General features: G+C 63.4%; 14 protein-coding genes. 6 read left to right on the forward strand and 8 right to left on the reverse strand.

Annotated features, from left to right (window positions below):
• Positions 1-73: 73 nt before the first annotated feature.
• Together LB552_RS02850 and LB552_RS02855 are read right to left on the reverse strand one after the other, a co-directional pair.
• Complete coding sequence (locus LB552_RS02850) at positions 74-2,419, reverse strand: xanthine dehydrogenase family protein molybdopterin-binding subunit (protein ID WP_224601748.1); 2,346 nt, start codon at positions 2,417-2,419, stop codon at positions 74-76.
• A 102-nt stretch (positions 2,420-2,521) separates the two neighbouring features.
• Positions 2,522-3,022, reverse strand: a complete 501-nt coding sequence (locus tag LB552_RS02855; protein ID WP_224601750.1) for a (2Fe-2S)-binding protein — start codon at positions 3,020-3,022, stop codon at positions 2,522-2,524.
• Between the two features lie 262 nt (positions 3,023-3,284).
• Between LB552_RS02855 and LB552_RS02860 the strand changes: the two genes are divergently transcribed.
• Positions 3,285-4,469 (forward strand): FIST signal transduction protein, encoded by a 1,185-nt coding sequence (locus tag LB552_RS02860; protein ID WP_224601752.1) that lies wholly within the window; start codon positions 3,285-3,287, stop codon positions 4,467-4,469.
• A 6-nt stretch (positions 4,470-4,475) separates the two neighbouring features.
• Complete coding sequence (locus LB552_RS02865) at positions 4,476-5,813, forward strand: hybrid sensor histidine kinase/response regulator (RefSeq protein WP_224601754.1); 1,338 nt, start codon at positions 4,476-4,478, stop codon at positions 5,811-5,813.
• A 379-nt stretch (positions 5,814-6,192) separates the two neighbouring features.
• Here the strand turns inward: LB552_RS02865 and LB552_RS02870 are convergent, their stop codons facing one another.
• Positions 6,193-8,073 (reverse strand): ATP-binding protein, encoded by a 1,881-nt coding sequence (locus tag LB552_RS02870; protein WP_224601756.1) that lies wholly within the window; start codon positions 8,071-8,073, stop codon positions 6,193-6,195.
• 189 nt (positions 8,074-8,262) lie between these two features.
• Positions 8,263-8,946: a response regulator gene (locus LB552_RS02875; protein WP_140846130.1), complete on the reverse strand. Its 684-nt coding sequence runs from the start codon at positions 8,944-8,946 to the stop codon at positions 8,263-8,265.
• Positions 8,947-9,154: 208 nt separating this feature from the next.
• On the opposite strand from LB552_RS02875, the gene LB552_RS02880 reads away from it, so the two are divergent.
• From LB552_RS02880 to LB552_RS02890, 3 genes are read left to right on the forward strand one after another with little or no spacing between them, the layout of a single operon-like run.
• The gene (locus LB552_RS02880; protein ID WP_224601757.1) at positions 9,155-9,853 is read left to right on the forward strand and encodes a fumarylacetoacetate hydrolase family protein; all 699 of its coding nucleotides are present in this window, start codon (positions 9,155-9,157) and stop codon (positions 9,851-9,853) included.
• Positions 9,850-10,500: a maleylacetoacetate isomerase gene (gene maiA / locus LB552_RS02885; RefSeq protein ID WP_224601759.1), complete on the forward strand. Its 651-nt coding sequence runs from the start codon at positions 9,850-9,852 to the stop codon at positions 10,498-10,500. The genes LB552_RS02880 and maiA overlap by 4 nt, the downstream gene beginning before the upstream one ends.
• A gap of 18 nt (positions 10,501-10,518) precedes the next feature.
• A complete protein-coding gene (locus LB552_RS02890; protein WP_224601761.1) occupies positions 10,519-11,559 on the forward strand; it encodes a zinc-dependent alcohol dehydrogenase family protein in 1,041 nt (346 codons plus the stop codon).
• Positions 11,560-11,626: 67 nt separating this feature from the next.
• Here the strand turns inward: LB552_RS02890 and LB552_RS02895 are convergent, their stop codons facing one another.
• Positions 11,627-12,490: a DMT family transporter gene (locus LB552_RS02895; protein WP_224601763.1), complete on the reverse strand. Its 864-nt coding sequence runs from the start codon at positions 12,488-12,490 to the stop codon at positions 11,627-11,629.
• A 102-nt stretch (positions 12,491-12,592) separates the two neighbouring features.
• Between LB552_RS02895 and LB552_RS02900 the strand changes: the two genes are divergently transcribed.
• Positions 12,593-14,011, forward strand: coding sequence for a PLP-dependent aminotransferase family protein (locus LB552_RS02900; protein WP_224601764.1), 1,419 nt, complete (start codon positions 12,593-12,595; stop codon positions 14,009-14,011).
• Positions 14,012-14,028: 17 nt separating this feature from the next.
• Here LB552_RS02900 and LB552_RS02905 read toward each other — a convergent pair whose 3' ends face one another.
• The 3 genes from LB552_RS02905 to LB552_RS02915 form a co-directional block, all read right to left on the reverse strand.
• Positions 14,029-14,526 (reverse strand): MaoC family dehydratase, encoded by a 498-nt coding sequence (locus tag LB552_RS02905; RefSeq protein WP_140627184.1) that lies wholly within the window; start codon positions 14,524-14,526, stop codon positions 14,029-14,031.
• A gap of 179 nt (positions 14,527-14,705) precedes the next feature.
• Positions 14,706-15,134: a phasin family protein gene (locus LB552_RS02910; protein ID WP_140627182.1), complete on the reverse strand. Its 429-nt coding sequence runs from the start codon at positions 15,132-15,134 to the stop codon at positions 14,706-14,708.
• Between the two features lie 65 nt (positions 15,135-15,199).
• Positions 15,200-16,495, reverse strand: coding sequence for a DUF445 domain-containing protein (locus LB552_RS02915; RefSeq protein WP_224601766.1), 1,296 nt, complete (start codon positions 16,493-16,495; stop codon positions 15,200-15,202).
• Between the last annotated feature and the right edge of the window lie 63 nt (positions 16,496-16,558).

Below are 16,558 nucleotides of genomic sequence, written 5' to 3' on the forward strand. Positions count from 1 at the left end.
GCGAGTAGGATTACTTATCCGCCGCATCGCTCTCCTCTTCCCTATTCGCTACTCCCTATTCGCTATTCGCTTTTCAATGCTTCGCCCGAATGGCCGACCACACCGTGGCGGGCGACGCCGGCATGGCGATGTCGACGACGCCGAGCGCATCTGTGATGGCGTTGATGACCGCCGGCGGCGAACCGATGGCGCCGGCCTCGCCGCAGCCTTTGACGCCGAGCGGATTGCCCGGGCACGGCGTGTTCGAGGTCGAGACCTTGAAGGACGGCAGGTCGGCCGCGCGCGGCATGGTGTAGTCCATGTAGCTTGCCGTCAGGAGTTGGCCGCTGGCGTCGTAATGCGCGCCTTCCAGCAACGCCTGGCCGACGCCCTGCGCGATGCCGCCATGCACCTGCCCTTCGACGATCATCGGATTGATGATGTTGCCGAAATCGTCGGCCGCGACGAACTGGATGATCTCCGTCATGCCGGTTTCCGGATCGATCTCGACCTCGCAGATGTAGCAGCCGGCCGGGAAGGTGAAATTGGACGGATCGTAGAAGGCCGTCTCCTTTAGCCCGGGCTCCATGCCCGCCGGCAAATTGTGGGCGGTGTAGGAGGCAAGCGCCACCTGGAACCAGGGCAGGCTCTTGTCGGTGCCCGCGACCTTGACCTCGCCATTCTCGATGACGATGTCGCCCTCGTCCGCCTCCAGCAGATGCGCGGCGATCTTCTTGGCCTTGGCCTCGACCTTGTCGAGCGCCTTGACGATGGCCGACATGCCGACGGCGCCGGAACGCGAGCCGTAAGTGCCCATGCCCATCTGCACCTTGTCGGTGTCGCCATGCACGATCGAGACGGAGTCGATCGGCACGCCGAAGCGCTGGGTGACCAGTTGCGCGAATGTCGTCTCATGGCCCTGGCCATGGCTGTGCGAGCCGGTGAGCACCTCGATCGTGCCGGCGGCATTGACGCGCACCTCCGCCGATTCCCAGAGGCCGACGCCGGCGCCGAGCGAGCCGACCGCCGATGACGGCGCCAGGCCGCAGGCCTCGATATAGCAGCTCATGCCGATGCCGCGCAGCTTGCCCTCGTTAGCGGCGTCGGCGCGGCGCTTGGTGAAGCCGGCATAGTCGGCGGCTTTCATCGCCGCATCGAGCGAAGCGTTATAATCGCCGGCGTCATAGTTCATGATCACCGGCGTCTGGTGCGGGAAGGACGTGATGAAGTTGCGGCGTCGGAGTTCCGCCGGCGACACGCCAAGCTCGCGCGCCGCGGTCTCCATCGTGCGCTCGAGCACATAGGTGGCCTCCGGCCGCCCTGCTCCGCGATAGGCATCGACGGGCGCCGTGTTGGTGTAGACGGCGCGCACATTGGCGTGGATCGCCGGGATGTTGTACTGGCCCGACAGCAGCGTCGCGTAGAGATAGGTCGGCACGCAGGACGAGAACAGCGACATATAGGCGCCGAGATTGGCTATCGTATCGACCTTGAGAGCGGTGATGCGGTTGTCCTTGTCGAAGGCCATCTCGACGGTCGAGACATGGTCGCGGCCATGCGCGTCCGACAGGAAGCTCTCGGTGCGGTCGGCCACCCATTTCACGGGAACGCCGGTCTTCTTCGATGCCCACAGGCAGACGATCTCTTCCGGATAGATGTAGATCTTTGAGCCGAAGCCGCCGCCGACATCCGGCGCTATCACGCGCAGCTTGTTTTCCGGAGCGACGTTGTAGAAGGCGCTCATCACCAGCCGCGCGACATGCGGGTTCTGCGACGTCGTCCAGCAGGTATAGTGATCTTCCGCCTTGTCGTAATGCCCGAGCGCCGCGCGCGGCTCCATCGCATTCGGCACCAGCCGGTTGTTGACGATCTTCATGCGCGTGACATGGGCCGCCGACTTGATCGCCGCGTCGGTCGCCTTGGCGTCGCCGAGCTCCCAGTCGAAGATCAGATTGTTCTCTGCCTCGGCATGGATCTGCGGCGCGCCGGGTTGGATCGCCTTCGTGGCATCGACCACGGCCTTCAGTTCCTTATAGGTGATCTCGACCGCTTCGGCCGCATCCCGCGCCTGGCCCTTGGTCTCGGCGACGACGACCACCACGGCGTCGCCGACATAGCGCACCTTGTCGACAGCGAGCGGCGACCACGCGCCCATCTTCATCGGCGTGCCGTCCTTGGAATGGATCATCCAGCCGCAGATCAGATTGCCGATGCCGTCGGCCTTGAGCTCCTTGCCCGTCAGGACGCCGATGACGCCCGGCATGGCCTGCGCCTTCTTCACGTCGATCTTCTTGATCTGCGCATGCGCGTGCGGGCTGCGCACGAATACCGCATGCTTCATGCCGGGGACCACCATGTCGTCGACATAGCGGCCGCCGCCGGTGATGAACCTCTTGTCTTCCTTGCGCGCCACGCGGGCGCCGACGCCTTCGATACCCATTGCGGAAATTCCTCCGGAATTCAGTGAATTGTGAAATGGTGAATGGCGAAAAGGAGAAGAGCCGGCGGCTCTATTCACCATTCACCATTGACCATTCATCACCTAAGCTGCTTGCTTCGCCTTGCCCTTGGCGCCCTTCGACATCGCCTCCGATGCGGCGAGGATCGCCTTCACGATGTTGTGGTAGCCCGTGCAGCGGCAGATATTGCCGTCGAGCTCGGCGCGCACAATCGCTTCGTCGAGGCCTTGCGGGTGGCGCGCGATCATATCGGTCGCGGCCATGATCATGCCCGGCGTGCAGAAGCCGCATTGCAGCCCGTGATGCTCCTTGAACGCGGCCTGAACCGGATGCAGCTCGGCACCGTCGGCCAGCCCTTCGATGGTGACGATGCTCGAGCCCGAAGCCTGAGCGGCGAGCATGGTGCAGGACTTCACCGCCCGGCCGTCGACATGCACGACGCAGGCGCCGCATTGCGAGGTATCGCAGCCGACATGCGTTCCGGTGAGGCCGAGATGTTCTCGTAGGAAATGCACCAGCAACGTTCGGTCTTCGGTACTACCGCTGACCCGTTTCCCATTCACAGTCAACGACACGTCCGACATGCAGCCTCCCTGGGTATTAACCTTGGTCCTCACCTTGCCGATGCCGTGCCTGTGCTTCGGCAGCGGCGCTATTTGCGTACCGTACAACGGGCAAAACAGTGCTGCCAGCGCTTCGCCCCTTGTACTTTCGGTCATGGCCGACAAGCTGTTGAGCGTGCCGCCCGGCCCATTGCCAAATCAGGGATTGAGGGCAAAGATGCCCTCGACGCGAAGCGTGCCTGACACGCATAAGAAAAGACACGCATAATCAGCGTTGGAGGAATTGCGGAGAAGGCGGCTGGCCAGTTCTAGCACACGCTATGCATCGGGCCTTTCGGCGCTCACCACGGATGAGCCCGATCCGAATGTTTTTGCCCGGGCCATCGCGGCCGAAGCGGCGATCGTCGACGCCGGCTTCGCGCTTTTGTTCTTCTCCCAGAGCCTGGTCGACGCCGCGGCGCTCGCGCAGGCGTTGAAGGTACACGCGCCGTCGCTTGCCTATGCCGGCTGCTCGACCGCCGGCGAGATCACGCCGCAGGGGCTGGAGGAAGGACATGTCCTTGCCCTGCTTCTGCCGTCGGCATCGTTTTCGACCGTCGCCACCATGGTCGAGAACCTCTCCTCGTCGGGCATGGACCGGATCACCGGCGAGGTCGCCTCGCTGCGGCGCCTGCTGCGCGGGCGCGTCGGCCAGGATCGGGCCAAGAACATATTCGCGCTCTGCTTCATCGACGGGCTGTCCTATGCCGAGGAAGCGGTTACCTCGGCCATCCACTGGGGGCTGGACGACATTCCGCTGATTGGCGGCTCGGCCGGCGACGACCTGAAATTCGAGACGACGAGGCTGATCGCCAACGGCACGGTCTCGTCCGACAGCGCCATCGTCGTGCTGGTCGCGACCGAGATCCCCTTCCACGTCTTCAAGACCGACAATTTCATTCCGACCGACGAGAAGCTGGTGGTGACGGCTTCCGACCCGGACCATCGTGTCGTGCGCGAGTTCAACGCCACCAACGCGGCGGAAGAATATGCCGCCTCCGTCGGCATCGTGCCGCAGACGCTGACGCCGCTGAGCTTTGCCTCGCACCCCGTGGTGGTGAAGGTCGGCGGCGAATATTACTGCCGCTCGATCCAGCGCATGCATCCCGACGGCTCGCTGTCCTTCTTCTGCGCCATCGACGACGGCGTGGTGCTTTCCATCGCTCAGCCCAAGAACATGGTCGAAGCGACGCGCACGGCTCTCCAGGACGTCGAGCATCGGCTCGGCGGCATCGACATGATCCTCGGTTTCGACTGCGTGCTGCGCCGGCTCGACGCGCGCAACCGCCAGGTTTTTCGCGACATCTCCGAGCTCTACCGGACCAACAAGGTCATCGGCTTCGGCACCTATGGCGAGCAGTATCGCTCGATGCACCTCAACCAGACCTTTACCGGCATCGCCTTCGGCGAGCGCCAGGCAGCTGAGTGAGCGCAGATGCCGCTTCGCGACATCGACGACCTCGAAAAGCTGAAGAAGATCAACGCCGCGCTGGTCAGCCGCGTCGAGCGCTCGATGGACCAGCAGGGCAACGCCTTCTCGCTGTTCCAGACCGCGATCTCGCTGGAAAACCGGGTGCGCAACCGCACCGAGGAACTGCACGCGACGCTGCGCCGGCTCGAGCAGTCGAACATCGACCTCAGCGCGGCGAAGGAGAGCGCCGAACTGGCGAACCTCTCCAAGACCAGGTTCCTGGCCGCAGCCAGCCACGATGTGCTGCAGCCGCTGAATGCCGCGCATCTGTCGGTCTCGGCGCTGGCAGAGGTCCAGGCCAGCGATGAAGGCAGGAAGCTGGTGCGCCAGGTCGAGCGCTCGCTGGAGACGATGGAAGACCTGCTGCGCACGCTGCTCGACATCTCCAAGCTCGACGCCGGCGTGGTGCAGCCGGAAGTCGTCGACGTCAGCCTGGAGGCGCTGTTCTCCTCGCTGCGCTCGGATTTCCTTCCGGAAGCGGCAAAGAAAGGCCTGTCGCTTAAATTCCGCCCCGTCAATGTCGCGGTGCGTTCCGACCGCACGCTGCTCAGGCGTATCCTGCAGAACATCCTCTCCAACGCGCTGCGCTACACCCGCTCCGGCGGGGTCCTGGTCGGCACAAGGCATCGCGGCGACACCATCCGCATCGACGTCGCCGACACTGGTTGCGGCATCCCCGAGGACCAGCGCGAGGCGGTGTTCGAGGAATTCCACCGCGGCACGTCCACGCTTGCCGACGCCGGGCTCGCCGGCGGGCTCGGGCTTGGTCTGGCGATCGTGCGCCGCATGGCGGCCGCCCTCGGCCATCCGGTGACCTTTTCCTCCAAGGTTGGGCGCGGCACCATCTTCCATATCGATGTGCCTGTCGGCATGGCCGCGGCTGAACCGGCGGTGGCCGCCGCCGACATGGAGCGGCCGCGCGGCTACGGCCTGTTCGGCACCAAGGTGCTCTTGGTCGAGAACGACATGGACGTGCTCTCGGCAATGACCTCGCTGCTCGAGCGCTGGCAATGCCTGGTGCGCGCCGCCACCTCGACCGACGATGCGCTCGACCTGCTCGGCGACACCGCCTGGGTGCCCGACATCGTCATCGCCGACCAGCATCTCGACGGCGGCGACCTCGGCACGTCAACGATCGCCGAAGTGCGCGACTATCTCGGTCGGACCGTGCCGGCGCTGATCGTCACCGCCGACGGCTCCGAACCCGTCGCCAAAGCCGCCCGCGCCGCCGGCATAGAGCTGATGCGCAAGCCGCTGAAGCCGGCGCAACTGCGCGCGCTGCTGGCGCATTTGTTGGCTTAGACTAGGCATGCGGGCACGGTGCTTTGTCCGGCAGGCCGCGGATCAGGCTCCTTGCGCCAACCAGAAGTGCGGCGGCGATAAAGTCATCCGGAAAGCCGCGGCTCCGCAGTTCAGCGAAAAGGGCTGCCGTAGCGGCCGAGGCAACATGGTTTCCAGAGTCTTGAGGAGGGCGGCCTGCTGGCATGGCGGTGCGATCGCGCGGAAGCGCGTTGGCAGGTCATGTCCTGCGATTTCCTAAGATAGAGCCGTCTCAAGGGTGGCTAAGGTAATTGCTCGCGTACGGCGAAGCCGCTTTACGCGTCGTCTTGCTTTTGCTTCAGGATGGATCCGCGCAATTCCGTGATCCGACGGTCTATCTCCTGGTCGCTTACTTCAATCTTCAGCTGGTCCTGTATAAACCTGATCCTTGTCTCAGCATTTCTGAGGACTTCGCTCCATGTTTTGACCAGACCTTCGCTCTAGGCATGTCCAAAAAGAGGCCCGGCGGCCTGTTGGCTTGCGTAACCCGATGCATTTGTTTGGGTTCGATTGCCGTGGTCATCAGGAAGAAGGTCCAAGCCGTCGAATTGTCCAGATATTCCGGCTGGCCCGTGATGGTGACAGCGTAGGATTCGAGTTGATCCATTTCCTTTCGACCAACCACCAAAGATGGCCGCTTTAGCTCAAGGAGAAGGAACTCCTTATGGTTCTGATCGGGGTAAGGTATTGCGCGACCCAAGAAGGCATCCGCGCGACCAATCTGACCATCGGGCGTTTTGACCTGTTCTTTTCGCTTAGGCCTACCTAGCTCGGTAGCGACCCGCTGCATTACCCGTGTCAAGCCGATCTCGGGCAATGAAATATGGAACTCTTCTCCGAAAATCCATGTGTTGCTTTGCACGATGACGTCGAGTTCGCCGCGCTCTCTAGTAGAAATGCGGCGAGATGGATCGAAAACCATCCCCTTAATAACCTCAAGTGCGGTAACTCGATCAGCAATGAGGCTCGACGCTGAGATTATGTTCCCCAAGTTTGTTTTTTCGAGCAAGGACGAAAACTCGTCTTGTTTATTCTTCGGCAGATCAACAATCGCCTTCAGGATCATGGTTATTGATTCTGGATTGTGCCGAAGCGCTTCGCGCAGGAGCGTCAGAGTCATCCGACGCATCGAGACGTCCGCCCGTTTGAAAGTCCTTGAGTAGGAGGAAACCGCATACGTGGCGATATCGAAAACTTGTCGCTCTTTTACCTCGACATCATTCTGGGGCTCGCCCTCGTAGGGATAGGCTCCTTCGGCCTTTAACTCATCAATCAGTCCGATGGCATTCTGAGATTGTCTAGTTCTAAAGTAGTCGGTCAACGAACTGCGAACATGATCTAAGACGATCTGTAGGTCAGGATCCGTTAGGTCTCCAAGCTCCAGCATGTTCAAATCATGCATCCTTCGAAAGAAAGTCGAGTATGCATATGCTGAATATTCGAACCCGGGCGCTGTAACGCCGGCCGGCTGGGACGCCAGAGCAATACCTTCGTCGGTGCCGAAATAGATTTTGCGATCTTGGATCGCGCCGTTCCATTCAATGACTTTGAGGCGCAGATCGGTAACCGGCTCCTTGAGCCCCTGTATGGGGCCAACCGGAAGTTCTGCCTCCAACTTTACGGACGCCGAAGGCACAATTTTCTCGTCGTTGTATCGTATGGATACGTTCGGGTACTGCAGGATGTATGGCGCAAACGTTGCGCTAAAGAGGAGGAAGGCCTCCCTGCTTAAGAGCCAGTCATAGGTATCCTTAAGCCTCGAAAGCTCCACAATGGTGCCGGTTTCAGTCGTTTCGTCTGTGACGGCGGAATCCTCGACGTCGCACCTGGCCAGTTGGGCCGCTTCTATCTGGGCGGTTACGCGCTGCATTCCCTCTGGCGTATCGTAAGTCGACTTCCATACTGCGAGCCCCGCAATCGAGAAGAAGCGCAGTCGCCCCCTGCCCTCCTTCCCGTGCATAGCCCTGCTGTACTTAGGCGTACGCGGCGTCGATTTCTTCCACGATTCGCCAAGCTGATGGAATTCGGTCCGGAGCGCGTCGCCGCGCATACCTGACCCATCGTCTACAACCCGGATCGCCTGCAGGCCGCCTAGTGGGTTCCGGTCGAACTCAACGGACACATCGATCGCGTCACCATCAAGCGAGTTCCAGACGAGTTCAATGATCCCTCGGAGGGGATCATTCGTCTTTGCGATCTTCTCAAGGTGATCTTGGCCCGGCTGTAAATGTAGAGTGTCCATCCGCCGCCACCTCCCCAGGGCAACGGAAATGACCCGCTTCGGACCGGCAAGTCAATCCTGACAGGCTACCGTCATTTGCGCCCTGCCTGCCGTATGCCCCACTCGGCCGGCCGAACTCCAGAAGCGCCCACTCGAATTGCGGACCGGCATGCTTTTTCAGGGTGATCACCTGCTGGTCGAGCACAAACGTCAAAACCCCGCCTGGTCCCGAAACAGTTCCGCATTGTCGAGTTTCGACACCTCGATCACCGCTTGCGTGCGGCTGTAGACGTTGAGCTTGCGCAAAATCTCCGAGACATGCGCCTTCACGGTGGTCTCGCCCACCTGCAGCTCGTAGGCGATCTGCTTGTTCAACATGCCCTGGCGCAGCATCTGCAGGACCCTCAGCTGCTGCGGCGTCAGCCTGGCAAGGCGTTGCACCATGTCGGCGCGGTCGGTGCTGTCGGGGTCGGGCGGCTGGCCCTCGTAATTTTCCGGCACATACACGGCGCCGTCCATCACAGAGCGGATGGCCGCGGCGAGATCGCTCTTGCGGGCCGATTTCGGGATGAAGCCGGCGGCGCCATAGGAAAGCGCCTCGGAGATGATCTTCGGCTCCTCATAGCCCGACACGATCACCACCGGCAGCCGCGGATAGCGGGTCCTCAGCTGCAACAGCCCCTCGAAGCCATGCACGTCGGGCATGCTCAAATCGAGCAGCGCGAGGTCGAACGGCTTGGCGTCGGCAAGAAGCTCGATCGCTTCCCCGATCGAACGCGCCTCGACCGTGTCGACGTCCGGATAGGCCATCTGCACGGCGCTGTGCAGCGCCTCGCGAAACAGCGGGTGGTCGTCGATGATCAGGAAGCGGGCGCGATCGTTGACGGCGGTCATTGCTTAGGATCAGGCATCGGTTCGGTTTCGGCCGGCACAGGATAGTCTCGTGACCATGGCCAGATTATTGGCAAATAGTATATCGCCCAATGGTATACGGCATTGTCGGTGAAGCGACAGGGCCAACATGTTCGCGGCCATCGAGCCTTGCTCGCCCGTCGAAATCGGCTGAAGGTGCGAACGATTCATGCCAGCACGGAGACCGCCCATGCCAGAGTTCGTCCTTCCGCCCCCGGCGATTGCCTCGGTTGCCGTCGCAGGCTCGGCGGAGCGGTTCGCCGTGCGCCGCATCTTCTGCGTCGGCCGCAATTACGCTGCGCATGCGCGCGAGCTCGGCAATGACGAGCGCGACCCGCCCTTCTTCTTCACCAAGCCGGCCGACGCGGTGGTCGACAGCGGCGCCGAGATCCCCTACCCGCCGCTGACCTCGAACCTGCACCACGAGATCGAGCTGGTCGTGGCCGTCGGCAAGGCCGGCTTCCGCGTTCCGCGCGAAGACGCGCTCGCCCACGTCTGGGGCTATGGCGTCGGCGTCGATCTGACCCGCCGCGACCTGCAGGACCAGGCCAAGAAGGCGGCGCGGCCCTGGGATTGGTCGAAGGCGTTCGACCAATCCGCGCCTTGCGGGCCGCTGGTTCCGGCCGCGAAATCGGGGCATCCGGAAAAAGGCCGCATCTGGCTTGCCGTCAACGGCGCGGTGAAGCAGGACGGCGACCTCGCCGAACTGATCTGGCCGATCGCCGACATCGTCGCGATCTGCAGCGAAGCGGTCGAGCTTCGGCCCGGCGACCTGATCTTCACCGGCACGCCGGCCGGCGTCGGCGCGGTCCAGGCCGGCGACAGGATCACCGGCGGCGTCGACGGCATCGGCGAGATCGCGGTGACCATCGGGCAGCCGAGGCCATGAGCGACCTCGTCCTTCATAACTACTACCGCTCCTCCACCTCCTACCGGGTGCGGATCGCGCTGGAGATGAAGGGCCTGAGCTACATCTATGTGCCGCACCACTTGCGCCATGGCGAGCATCTCGAGCCCGCCTATCGCGCCATCAACCCGCAAGGGCTGGTGCCGGCGCTGGTTCTGGACGGCGGCACGCTTCTGACCCAGTCGCTGGCGATCATCGAATATCTCGACGAGATCCAACCGGAGCCGCCGCTGCTGCCAAAAGATGCGCTGGGTCGGGCCCGCGTCAGGATGCTGGCGCAGATGATCGCCTGCGACATCCACCCGGTGAACAATCTGCGCGTGCTGACGTCGCTGCGCAGTTTGTTCGGCGCCGGCGACGAGGACGTCGTCAACTGGTTCCGCCACTGGGTGAACGAAGGCTTCCAGCCGCTTGAGAAGATTCTGGCTTCGTCGCTTGAGACCGGCACCTTCTGCCACGGCGATGCGCCGGGCCTTGCCGACATCTGCCTCGCCGCCCAGGTCGCCAACAATGCCCGCTTCGGCGTCGACATGGCGCCCTACCCGGTGATTGCGCGCATCAACGCCGCCTGCATGACGCTGCCGGCGTTCCAGAAGGCTGCGCCGCAGAACCAGATCGATGCCGAGTAACGAATCGAAGGACTCCCCATGAAAGCCGTCGTTTACGAGAAATTCGGCGAGGCGCCGACGATACGGACCGTGCCCGATCCGAAGCCCGCCCCGGACGGCGTGGTCATCAAGGTCGAGGCTACCGGCCTGTGCCGCAGCGACTGGCACGGCTGGATGGGCCATGATGGCGGCATCACGCTGCCGCACGTCCCCGGGCATGAACTGGCCGGCATCGTCGTCGCCGTCGGCAAGCAGGTCGGCCGCTGGAAGGCCGGCGATCGCGTCACGGTCCCCTTCGCCGTCGGCTGCGGGCGCTGCTTCGAATGCACGTCGGGCAACCATCAGGTCTGCGAGCATCAGACGCAGCCGGGCTTCACCGGCTGGGGCTCGTTCGCCGAATATGTCGGCATCGAGCATGCAGACACCAATCTGGTGCGCCTGCCCGAAGAGATGGAATTCGCCACCGCCGCCAGCCTCGGCTGCCGTTTCGTCACCTCCTTCCGCGCCATCGTCGACCAGGGCCGGGTGACGCCCGGCGAATGGGTCGCGGTGCATGGCTGCGGCGGCGTCGGCCTCTCGGCGATCATGATCGCCAGCGCCATGGGCGCCAATGTCATTGCCATCGACCTCACCGACGAGAAGCTGGAATTCGCCAAAAAGATCGGCGCGGTGGCGACCATCAACGCCTCGACGACGCCGAACGTCGTCAAGGCCGTCAAGCAGATCACCAATGGCGGCGCGCATATGTCGATGGACGCGCTCGGGCACCCGACCACTTCGTTCAACTCAATCTCGAATCTGCGCCGGCGCGGCCGCCACGTTCAGGTCGGGCTGATGCTGGGCGAGCATGCCCGCCCGCAGGTGCCGATGGACAAGGTGATCGCGTTCGAGCTCGAAATCTTAGGCAGCCACGGCATGCAGGCCTATCGCTACAACGCGATGATGGAGATGATCCGCACCGGCAAGCTGAAGCCCGAGCTTCTGGTGGGCAAGAAGATCAGTCTCGAAGAGGCGCCCGCCGCGCTGATGGCCGTGGGCGGCTTCGAGGGCATCGGCATCGGGGTGGTAACGAAGTTCTGAGCAATTCCAGGAAGAGTGTGAAACGGTTTTCCGTCCGGAATTGCGTCAAAACAAATCCGTAGGCGCTTTACCGCGCGAACTTCTTCGCCCCGAACACACAGGCCACGACGCCAAGCGTCACGACCACCATCAGCGGGCTGACTTGCTCATGCAACAGGCTCGCCGCCAGCGCCAGGCCGAAGAAGGGCTGCAGCAGCTGCAGCTGCCCGACGGCGGCGATGCCGCCTTGTGCCAGGCCGCGATACCAGAACACGAAACCGATCAGCATGCTGAACAGCGAGACATAGCCGAGACCGATCCAGGCGCTCGAACCGATGGCGGCGAAGGATGGCGGCAGTGTCGCGAAGCTCAACGCCAGCATCACCGGCAGCGACAGCGCCAAGGCCCAGCAGATCACCTGCCAGCCGCCGAGCTTGCGCGACAGCTTGGCGCCTTCCGCATAGCCCAGACCGCAGACGATGATGGCGCCGAGCATCAGCCCGTCGCCGACCGGCGACGCGGTCACGCCTTGCGCCAGAGCGAAGCCCGCCACTAAAGCGCTTCCCAGGCACGAGAACAGCCAGAAAGCCGGGCGCGGACGGTCGCCGCCGCGCAGCACGCCGAAGATCGCAGTCGCCAGCGGCAGCAGGCCGACGAAGATGATGGAATGCGCCGAGGTGACATGTTTCAGCGCCAGCGCCGTCAGCAACGGGAAGCCGACCACGACACCCAGCGCCACGACGGCCAGCGAGATCAAGTCGCTGCGCTCCGGACGCTTCTCGCGAAACAGCAGCAGCATCGCGATACCCAGAAGGCCGGCGATGGCCGCCCGGGCCGACGTCAGGAAGGTCGGATCGAAATCCATCACCGCCACCCGCGTCGCCGGCAGCGACCCGCTGAAGATCAGCACCCCGATGAAGCCGCTGAGCCAGCCGTCAAAACTCTTTTCCATCATCCGCTCCGTTTGTGCTCCCGTACCGGCGCGGGCCATGGTGTTGCCAGATACAATGGAGTACAATTCGACAAAACTGTAATGGCCTACAGAGAAGTACAGATGGACGCATCAGGCCCAAATGCCAGTGGCGCCACACTCGTCGAAACCGTCATGACGGCAATCCGCCAGCGGATCGCGGCGCGCATGCTGACGCCCGGAGCCCGCCTGCCGTCGATACGAGCCATGGCCAGATCCATGCAGGTTTCAAAATCGACCGTGGTCGAAGCCTATGAGCGCCTTGCGGCGGAAGGCACGATCCGTTCGCGGCCTGGCTCCGGCTTCTACGCCGCCGGCCAGCTCGCGCCGTTGTCGCTGGCCGAGATCGGCCCTCGGCTGGACCGAGCCGTCGACCCGCTCTGGGTGTCGCGGCAGTCGCTCGAAGCCGGCGAGGAGATGCTGAAACCCGGCTGCGGCTGGCTGCCGGCGTCCTGGATGCCGCAGGCCGCCTTGCGCCGGGCGCTGCGCGCTGCTGCCCGTGCCGACGACGTGACGCTTGCGGACTATGGCACGCCGCTCGGCCTGCCGCCGCTGCGCCAATTGCTGGCAAGGCGCATGGCCGACCATGGCGTCGAGGTCTCGCCGGACCAGATCATGCTGACCGACTGCGGTACCCAGGCGATCGACCTTCTGTGCCGCTTCCTGATCGAGCCCGGCGATGCGGTCCTGGTCGACGATCCCTGCTATTTCAACTTCCATGCGCTGCTGCGCGCGCATCAGGCCAAGGTTGTCGGCGTGCCCTACACGCCTTCGGGGCCGGACATCGAGCTTTTCGCCGAGGCGCTAGCCGAGCACCGGCCACGCCTCTACATCACCAATTCCGGCATCCACAACCCGACCGGCGCGATCCTGTCGCCGGTCACCGCGCATCGGCTCCTGAAGCTCGCCGACCAGGCGGACCTCACCATTGTCGAGGACGATATCTTCGCCGACTTCGAGGATAGCCCTGCTCCGAGGCTCGCGGCCTTCGACGGGCTGCAGCGCGTCGTGCAGATCGGCTCCTTCTCCAAGACGCTGTCGGCCTCGGTGCGTTGCGGTTTCATCGCGGCACCAGCCGACTGGATGGAAGGCCTGACCGATCTCAAGATCGCCACGACATTCGGCGGCGCCCGGCTGGCGGCCGAACTGGTGCTGACCCTGTTGAAGGACGGAAGCTACCGCAAGCATGTCGAGCAGTTGCGCACGCGCCTGTCGCGCGCCATGGCCGAGACCGCCGGCAGGCTGAAGGCGATGGGCATCGTGCCCTGGATCGACCAGCCTGCCGGCATGTTCCTCTGGTGCCGCCTGCCCGACGGCATCGACGCCGCCGACGTCGCGCGCCATGCGCTTTCGGACAATGTCGTGCTAGCGCCCGGCAATGTCTTCAGCCTGTCGCATACCGCCGCTCGCTTCATGCGCTTCAACGTGGCCCAGTGTGCCGACGAACGCATTTTCCAGGTGCTCGAAAAGGCGATAGCCGTGTCTCGTCGCAAGGCCGCGTAGTCCAGTCTCGGCAGGCCTTACGCCCCTGCCCGCTTGCGGCGCTCATACATCATCACCAGCGTTTCGGCGGTCAGCGCCGGCTTCTGCTCGCCTTCGATCTCGACGGTGTTGGCCGCCTTCATCAGATACTGGCCGGGACCCCGGTCCTCCATGGAAAGCAGCGTGGTGCGCAGCCTGATCCGCGCGCCGGCCTTGACCGGCGCCAGGAAGCGCACCTTGTCGAAGCCGTAGTTGAAGGCGGCCTGGGTGTTTTCCGGCACGATGCCCATCTCCAGCGCCAGCGCGCCGATGATCGACAAGGTCAGATAGCCATGCGCGATCGTGGTGCGGAACGGGCTCTGCCGTTTCGCCCTTTCGGGATCGACATGGATCCACTGGTGGTCGCCCGTGCATTCGGCGAACTGGTCGATGCGCTGCTGGTCGACCGTCGTCCAGTCGGACACGCCGAGCTCCTGCCCGGACATCATGCGCAACTGTTCGAAGGTCGGCGGCGTTCTCGGCCGTGTTTCCGTCATCCCGGCTTTCCCATCACTCTTGCCTGTCTCCCGACCATGAAGCGGCGGCCTCTGTCAATTCGCCGCCCCGCGATTTTCGCCGGTAGAGTTGATGCTTTGGGGCAGGCCGAGAACGCTCGGACGCCTGCGCCGGTTGCATCGGATATCGGTCGGTGATGAGTCCGAAATCGCCAGGTAGCCTATTTCTTTTCGTAGCCGGCGCGGATTTCCGCCATCGCATCCCGGATCCGGTCGCGCAGGATCTCGACCGATTCGGTGCTGGATTTGCGCACAAGGTCGGCCACTTCGCTGGCATTCTTCAGCGTCGTCTCGAACGACCTGCGGGCAAACTCCGCCTGCTTGCTCATCAGGTCCTGCGGATTGCCGGGCGTCTGATAGTTCTGCGCCATCCGCGTGATCTCATGCATGGCATTCTGGACCATCTCATGCTGCCTCGCCAGCACCGAGGATGCGCCGGCCGCACTTGCCCTCGCCGATTTTTCCAGGGCTTCGAGGTTCTTGCGATGATGGTCGAGGATCGCCTGGACGTCGACATTCGGTAGCTTGAGGTCGCGGCCGAACCTGCTGAACATGTCGAGGAACGAGTCCGATTCCGGTTGTCTTGCCATGTTCTGCCTCCCTACCGGCCGCCATGCGGCGCCCTTGAGGGAGAATAGTGCTCCTTGGGCCGGCGTCAATTGACGAGGAACAGCCGCTCTGCCGTATGGAGCGCCAGCCCGGCAAGCCCGCCGACGATCATGCCGTTGAAGCGGATATATTGCAGGTCCCTGCCGATGTTCAGCTCGATCAGCCGCGTCAGTTGCGCCAGGTCCCAGCGCTTGACCTGATCGGCGATGAATGTCGACACCCCGCTCTTCTGGCTCTCGACGAACGAAGCCAGCGCCACGACGAAACCCTGGTTCATATCGACCCTGATCTGGGCGTCGTCGGCCAGATGCCTGCCGATCTCGACGAACATGTTGGCGAGGTGCTCTCGGATCGTCGAATTCGGCGCATTGACGTCCTGCTCGATGAACAGGCGCAGGCTTGTCCATGCATCGCCGGCCAGCGCCCGCACCTCCGGACGTCCGAGGAAATCGCGCTTCAGCTTCTCGGCGCGCCTGGCATATTGCTTCGAAGTCCTGAGCCGCTCGATAAAGCCAAGTACGAAGCCGTCGAATTCGGCACGCATCGGATGGTTGGGATCGGCCCGCACCTCATCGAGCAGCGAACCCGCCGACGCGACGATCTTCTTCAGAAGATAGGCGTCGGCGCGAAACAGGTTGAACAGCGACGGCAGTTCCTCGCGAATCTTTTCACGCATCGTCGCCAGCGCCTGCTCGTCGTTGAGGAAACGCCCGACGACCCGGATGAATTCGTCGAACAGCTTTTGGTGGCGGCGATCGTCGGTCAGCGCTGACAAAAGATCGGCCGCGAGCGGCGCCAGCGGCACCTTCTCGATCTGCTCCAGCATGCGGCTGGTGACGAAGTCGCGCAAGCCGGATTGCTCCACCGCCGTCAATGTCTGCGGCACCAGGCGTACGACGAATCGCGACAGATCGGAGGCGCGTTCGGCGTCGGCCAGCCAGTCTGCGACCAAAGCGGCGAAATCGACCTCGGCAAGCTTCTCGCGCACCGGCTCCGGCGCCAGGAAATTGGCCTCGATGAAGCGGCCGAGATTGTCGGCGATCCGGTGCTGGTTCTCCGGAATGATGGCCGTGTGCGGGATCGGCAGCCCGAGCGGCCGCCGGAACAGCGCCACCACGGCATACCAGTCGGCGAGGCCGCCGATGGTCGCCGCCTCGGCGAAGGCCGCGACGAAGCCGAGCCACGGATGGCCGCCCTCGAAGGACTTGGCGAGCGCAAAGACGAGGATGCACAGCGCGAGCGCCGCGGCGGCGACGAACTTGGTCCGCCGCAACGCCGAGAGCTTCGCCTTGGCATCGGCGTCGAATCTAACCGGCGCGGGGGCCGAAGCTGACTGTGACATGGAAAGGCCGTTTCCTGTTTGCACCCGTTTCTATCTAATGGCCGCGCCGGCAAAACGCTCGTT

This window comes from Mesorhizobium sp. CA7 (assembly GCF_020165015.1).
Lineage (GTDB): Bacteria > Pseudomonadota > Alphaproteobacteria > Rhizobiales > Rhizobiaceae > Mesorhizobium.

What these genes read in the sequence shown, in the direction of transcription:
- LB552_RS02850 (WP_224601748.1), bottom strand. Translation starts at nt 2,419, where the DNA reads ATGGGTATCGAAGGCGTCGGCGCCCGCGTGGCGCGCAAGGAAGACAAG.
- LB552_RS02855 (WP_224601750.1), bottom strand. Translation starts at nt 3,022, where the DNA reads ATGTCGGACGTGTCGTTGACTGTGAATGGGAAACGGGTCAGCGGTAGT.
- LB552_RS02865 (WP_224601754.1), top strand. Translation starts at nt 4,476, where the DNA reads ATGCCGCTTCGCGACATCGACGACCTCGAAAAGCTGAAGAAGATCAAC.
- LB552_RS02870 (WP_224601756.1), bottom strand. Translation starts at nt 8,073, where the DNA reads ATGGACACTCTACATTTACAGCCGGGCCAAGATCACCTTGAGAAGATC.
- LB552_RS02875 (WP_140846130.1), bottom strand. Translation starts at nt 8,946, where the DNA reads ATGACCGCCGTCAACGATCGCGCCCGCTTCCTGATCATCGACGACCAC.
- LB552_RS02880 (WP_224601757.1), top strand. Translation starts at nt 9,155, where the DNA reads ATGCCAGAGTTCGTCCTTCCGCCCCCGGCGATTGCCTCGGTTGCCGTC.
- maiA (WP_224601759.1), top strand. Translation starts at nt 9,850, where the DNA reads ATGAGCGACCTCGTCCTTCATAACTACTACCGCTCCTCCACCTCCTAC.
- LB552_RS02890 (WP_224601761.1), top strand. Translation starts at nt 10,519, where the DNA reads ATGAAAGCCGTCGTTTACGAGAAATTCGGCGAGGCGCCGACGATACGG.
- LB552_RS02895 (WP_224601763.1), bottom strand. Translation starts at nt 12,490, where the DNA reads ATGGAAAAGAGTTTTGACGGCTGGCTCAGCGGCTTCATCGGGGTGCTG.
- LB552_RS02900 (WP_224601764.1), top strand. Translation starts at nt 12,593, where the DNA reads ATGGACGCATCAGGCCCAAATGCCAGTGGCGCCACACTCGTCGAAACC.
- LB552_RS02905 (WP_140627184.1), bottom strand. Translation starts at nt 14,526, where the DNA reads ATGACGGAAACACGGCCGAGAACGCCGCCGACCTTCGAACAGTTGCGC.
- LB552_RS02910 (WP_140627182.1), bottom strand. Translation starts at nt 15,134, where the DNA reads ATGGCAAGACAACCGGAATCGGACTCGTTCCTCGACATGTTCAGCAGG.
- LB552_RS02915 (WP_224601766.1), bottom strand. Translation starts at nt 16,495, where the DNA reads ATGTCACAGTCAGCTTCGGCCCCCGCGCCGGTTAGATTCGACGCCGAT.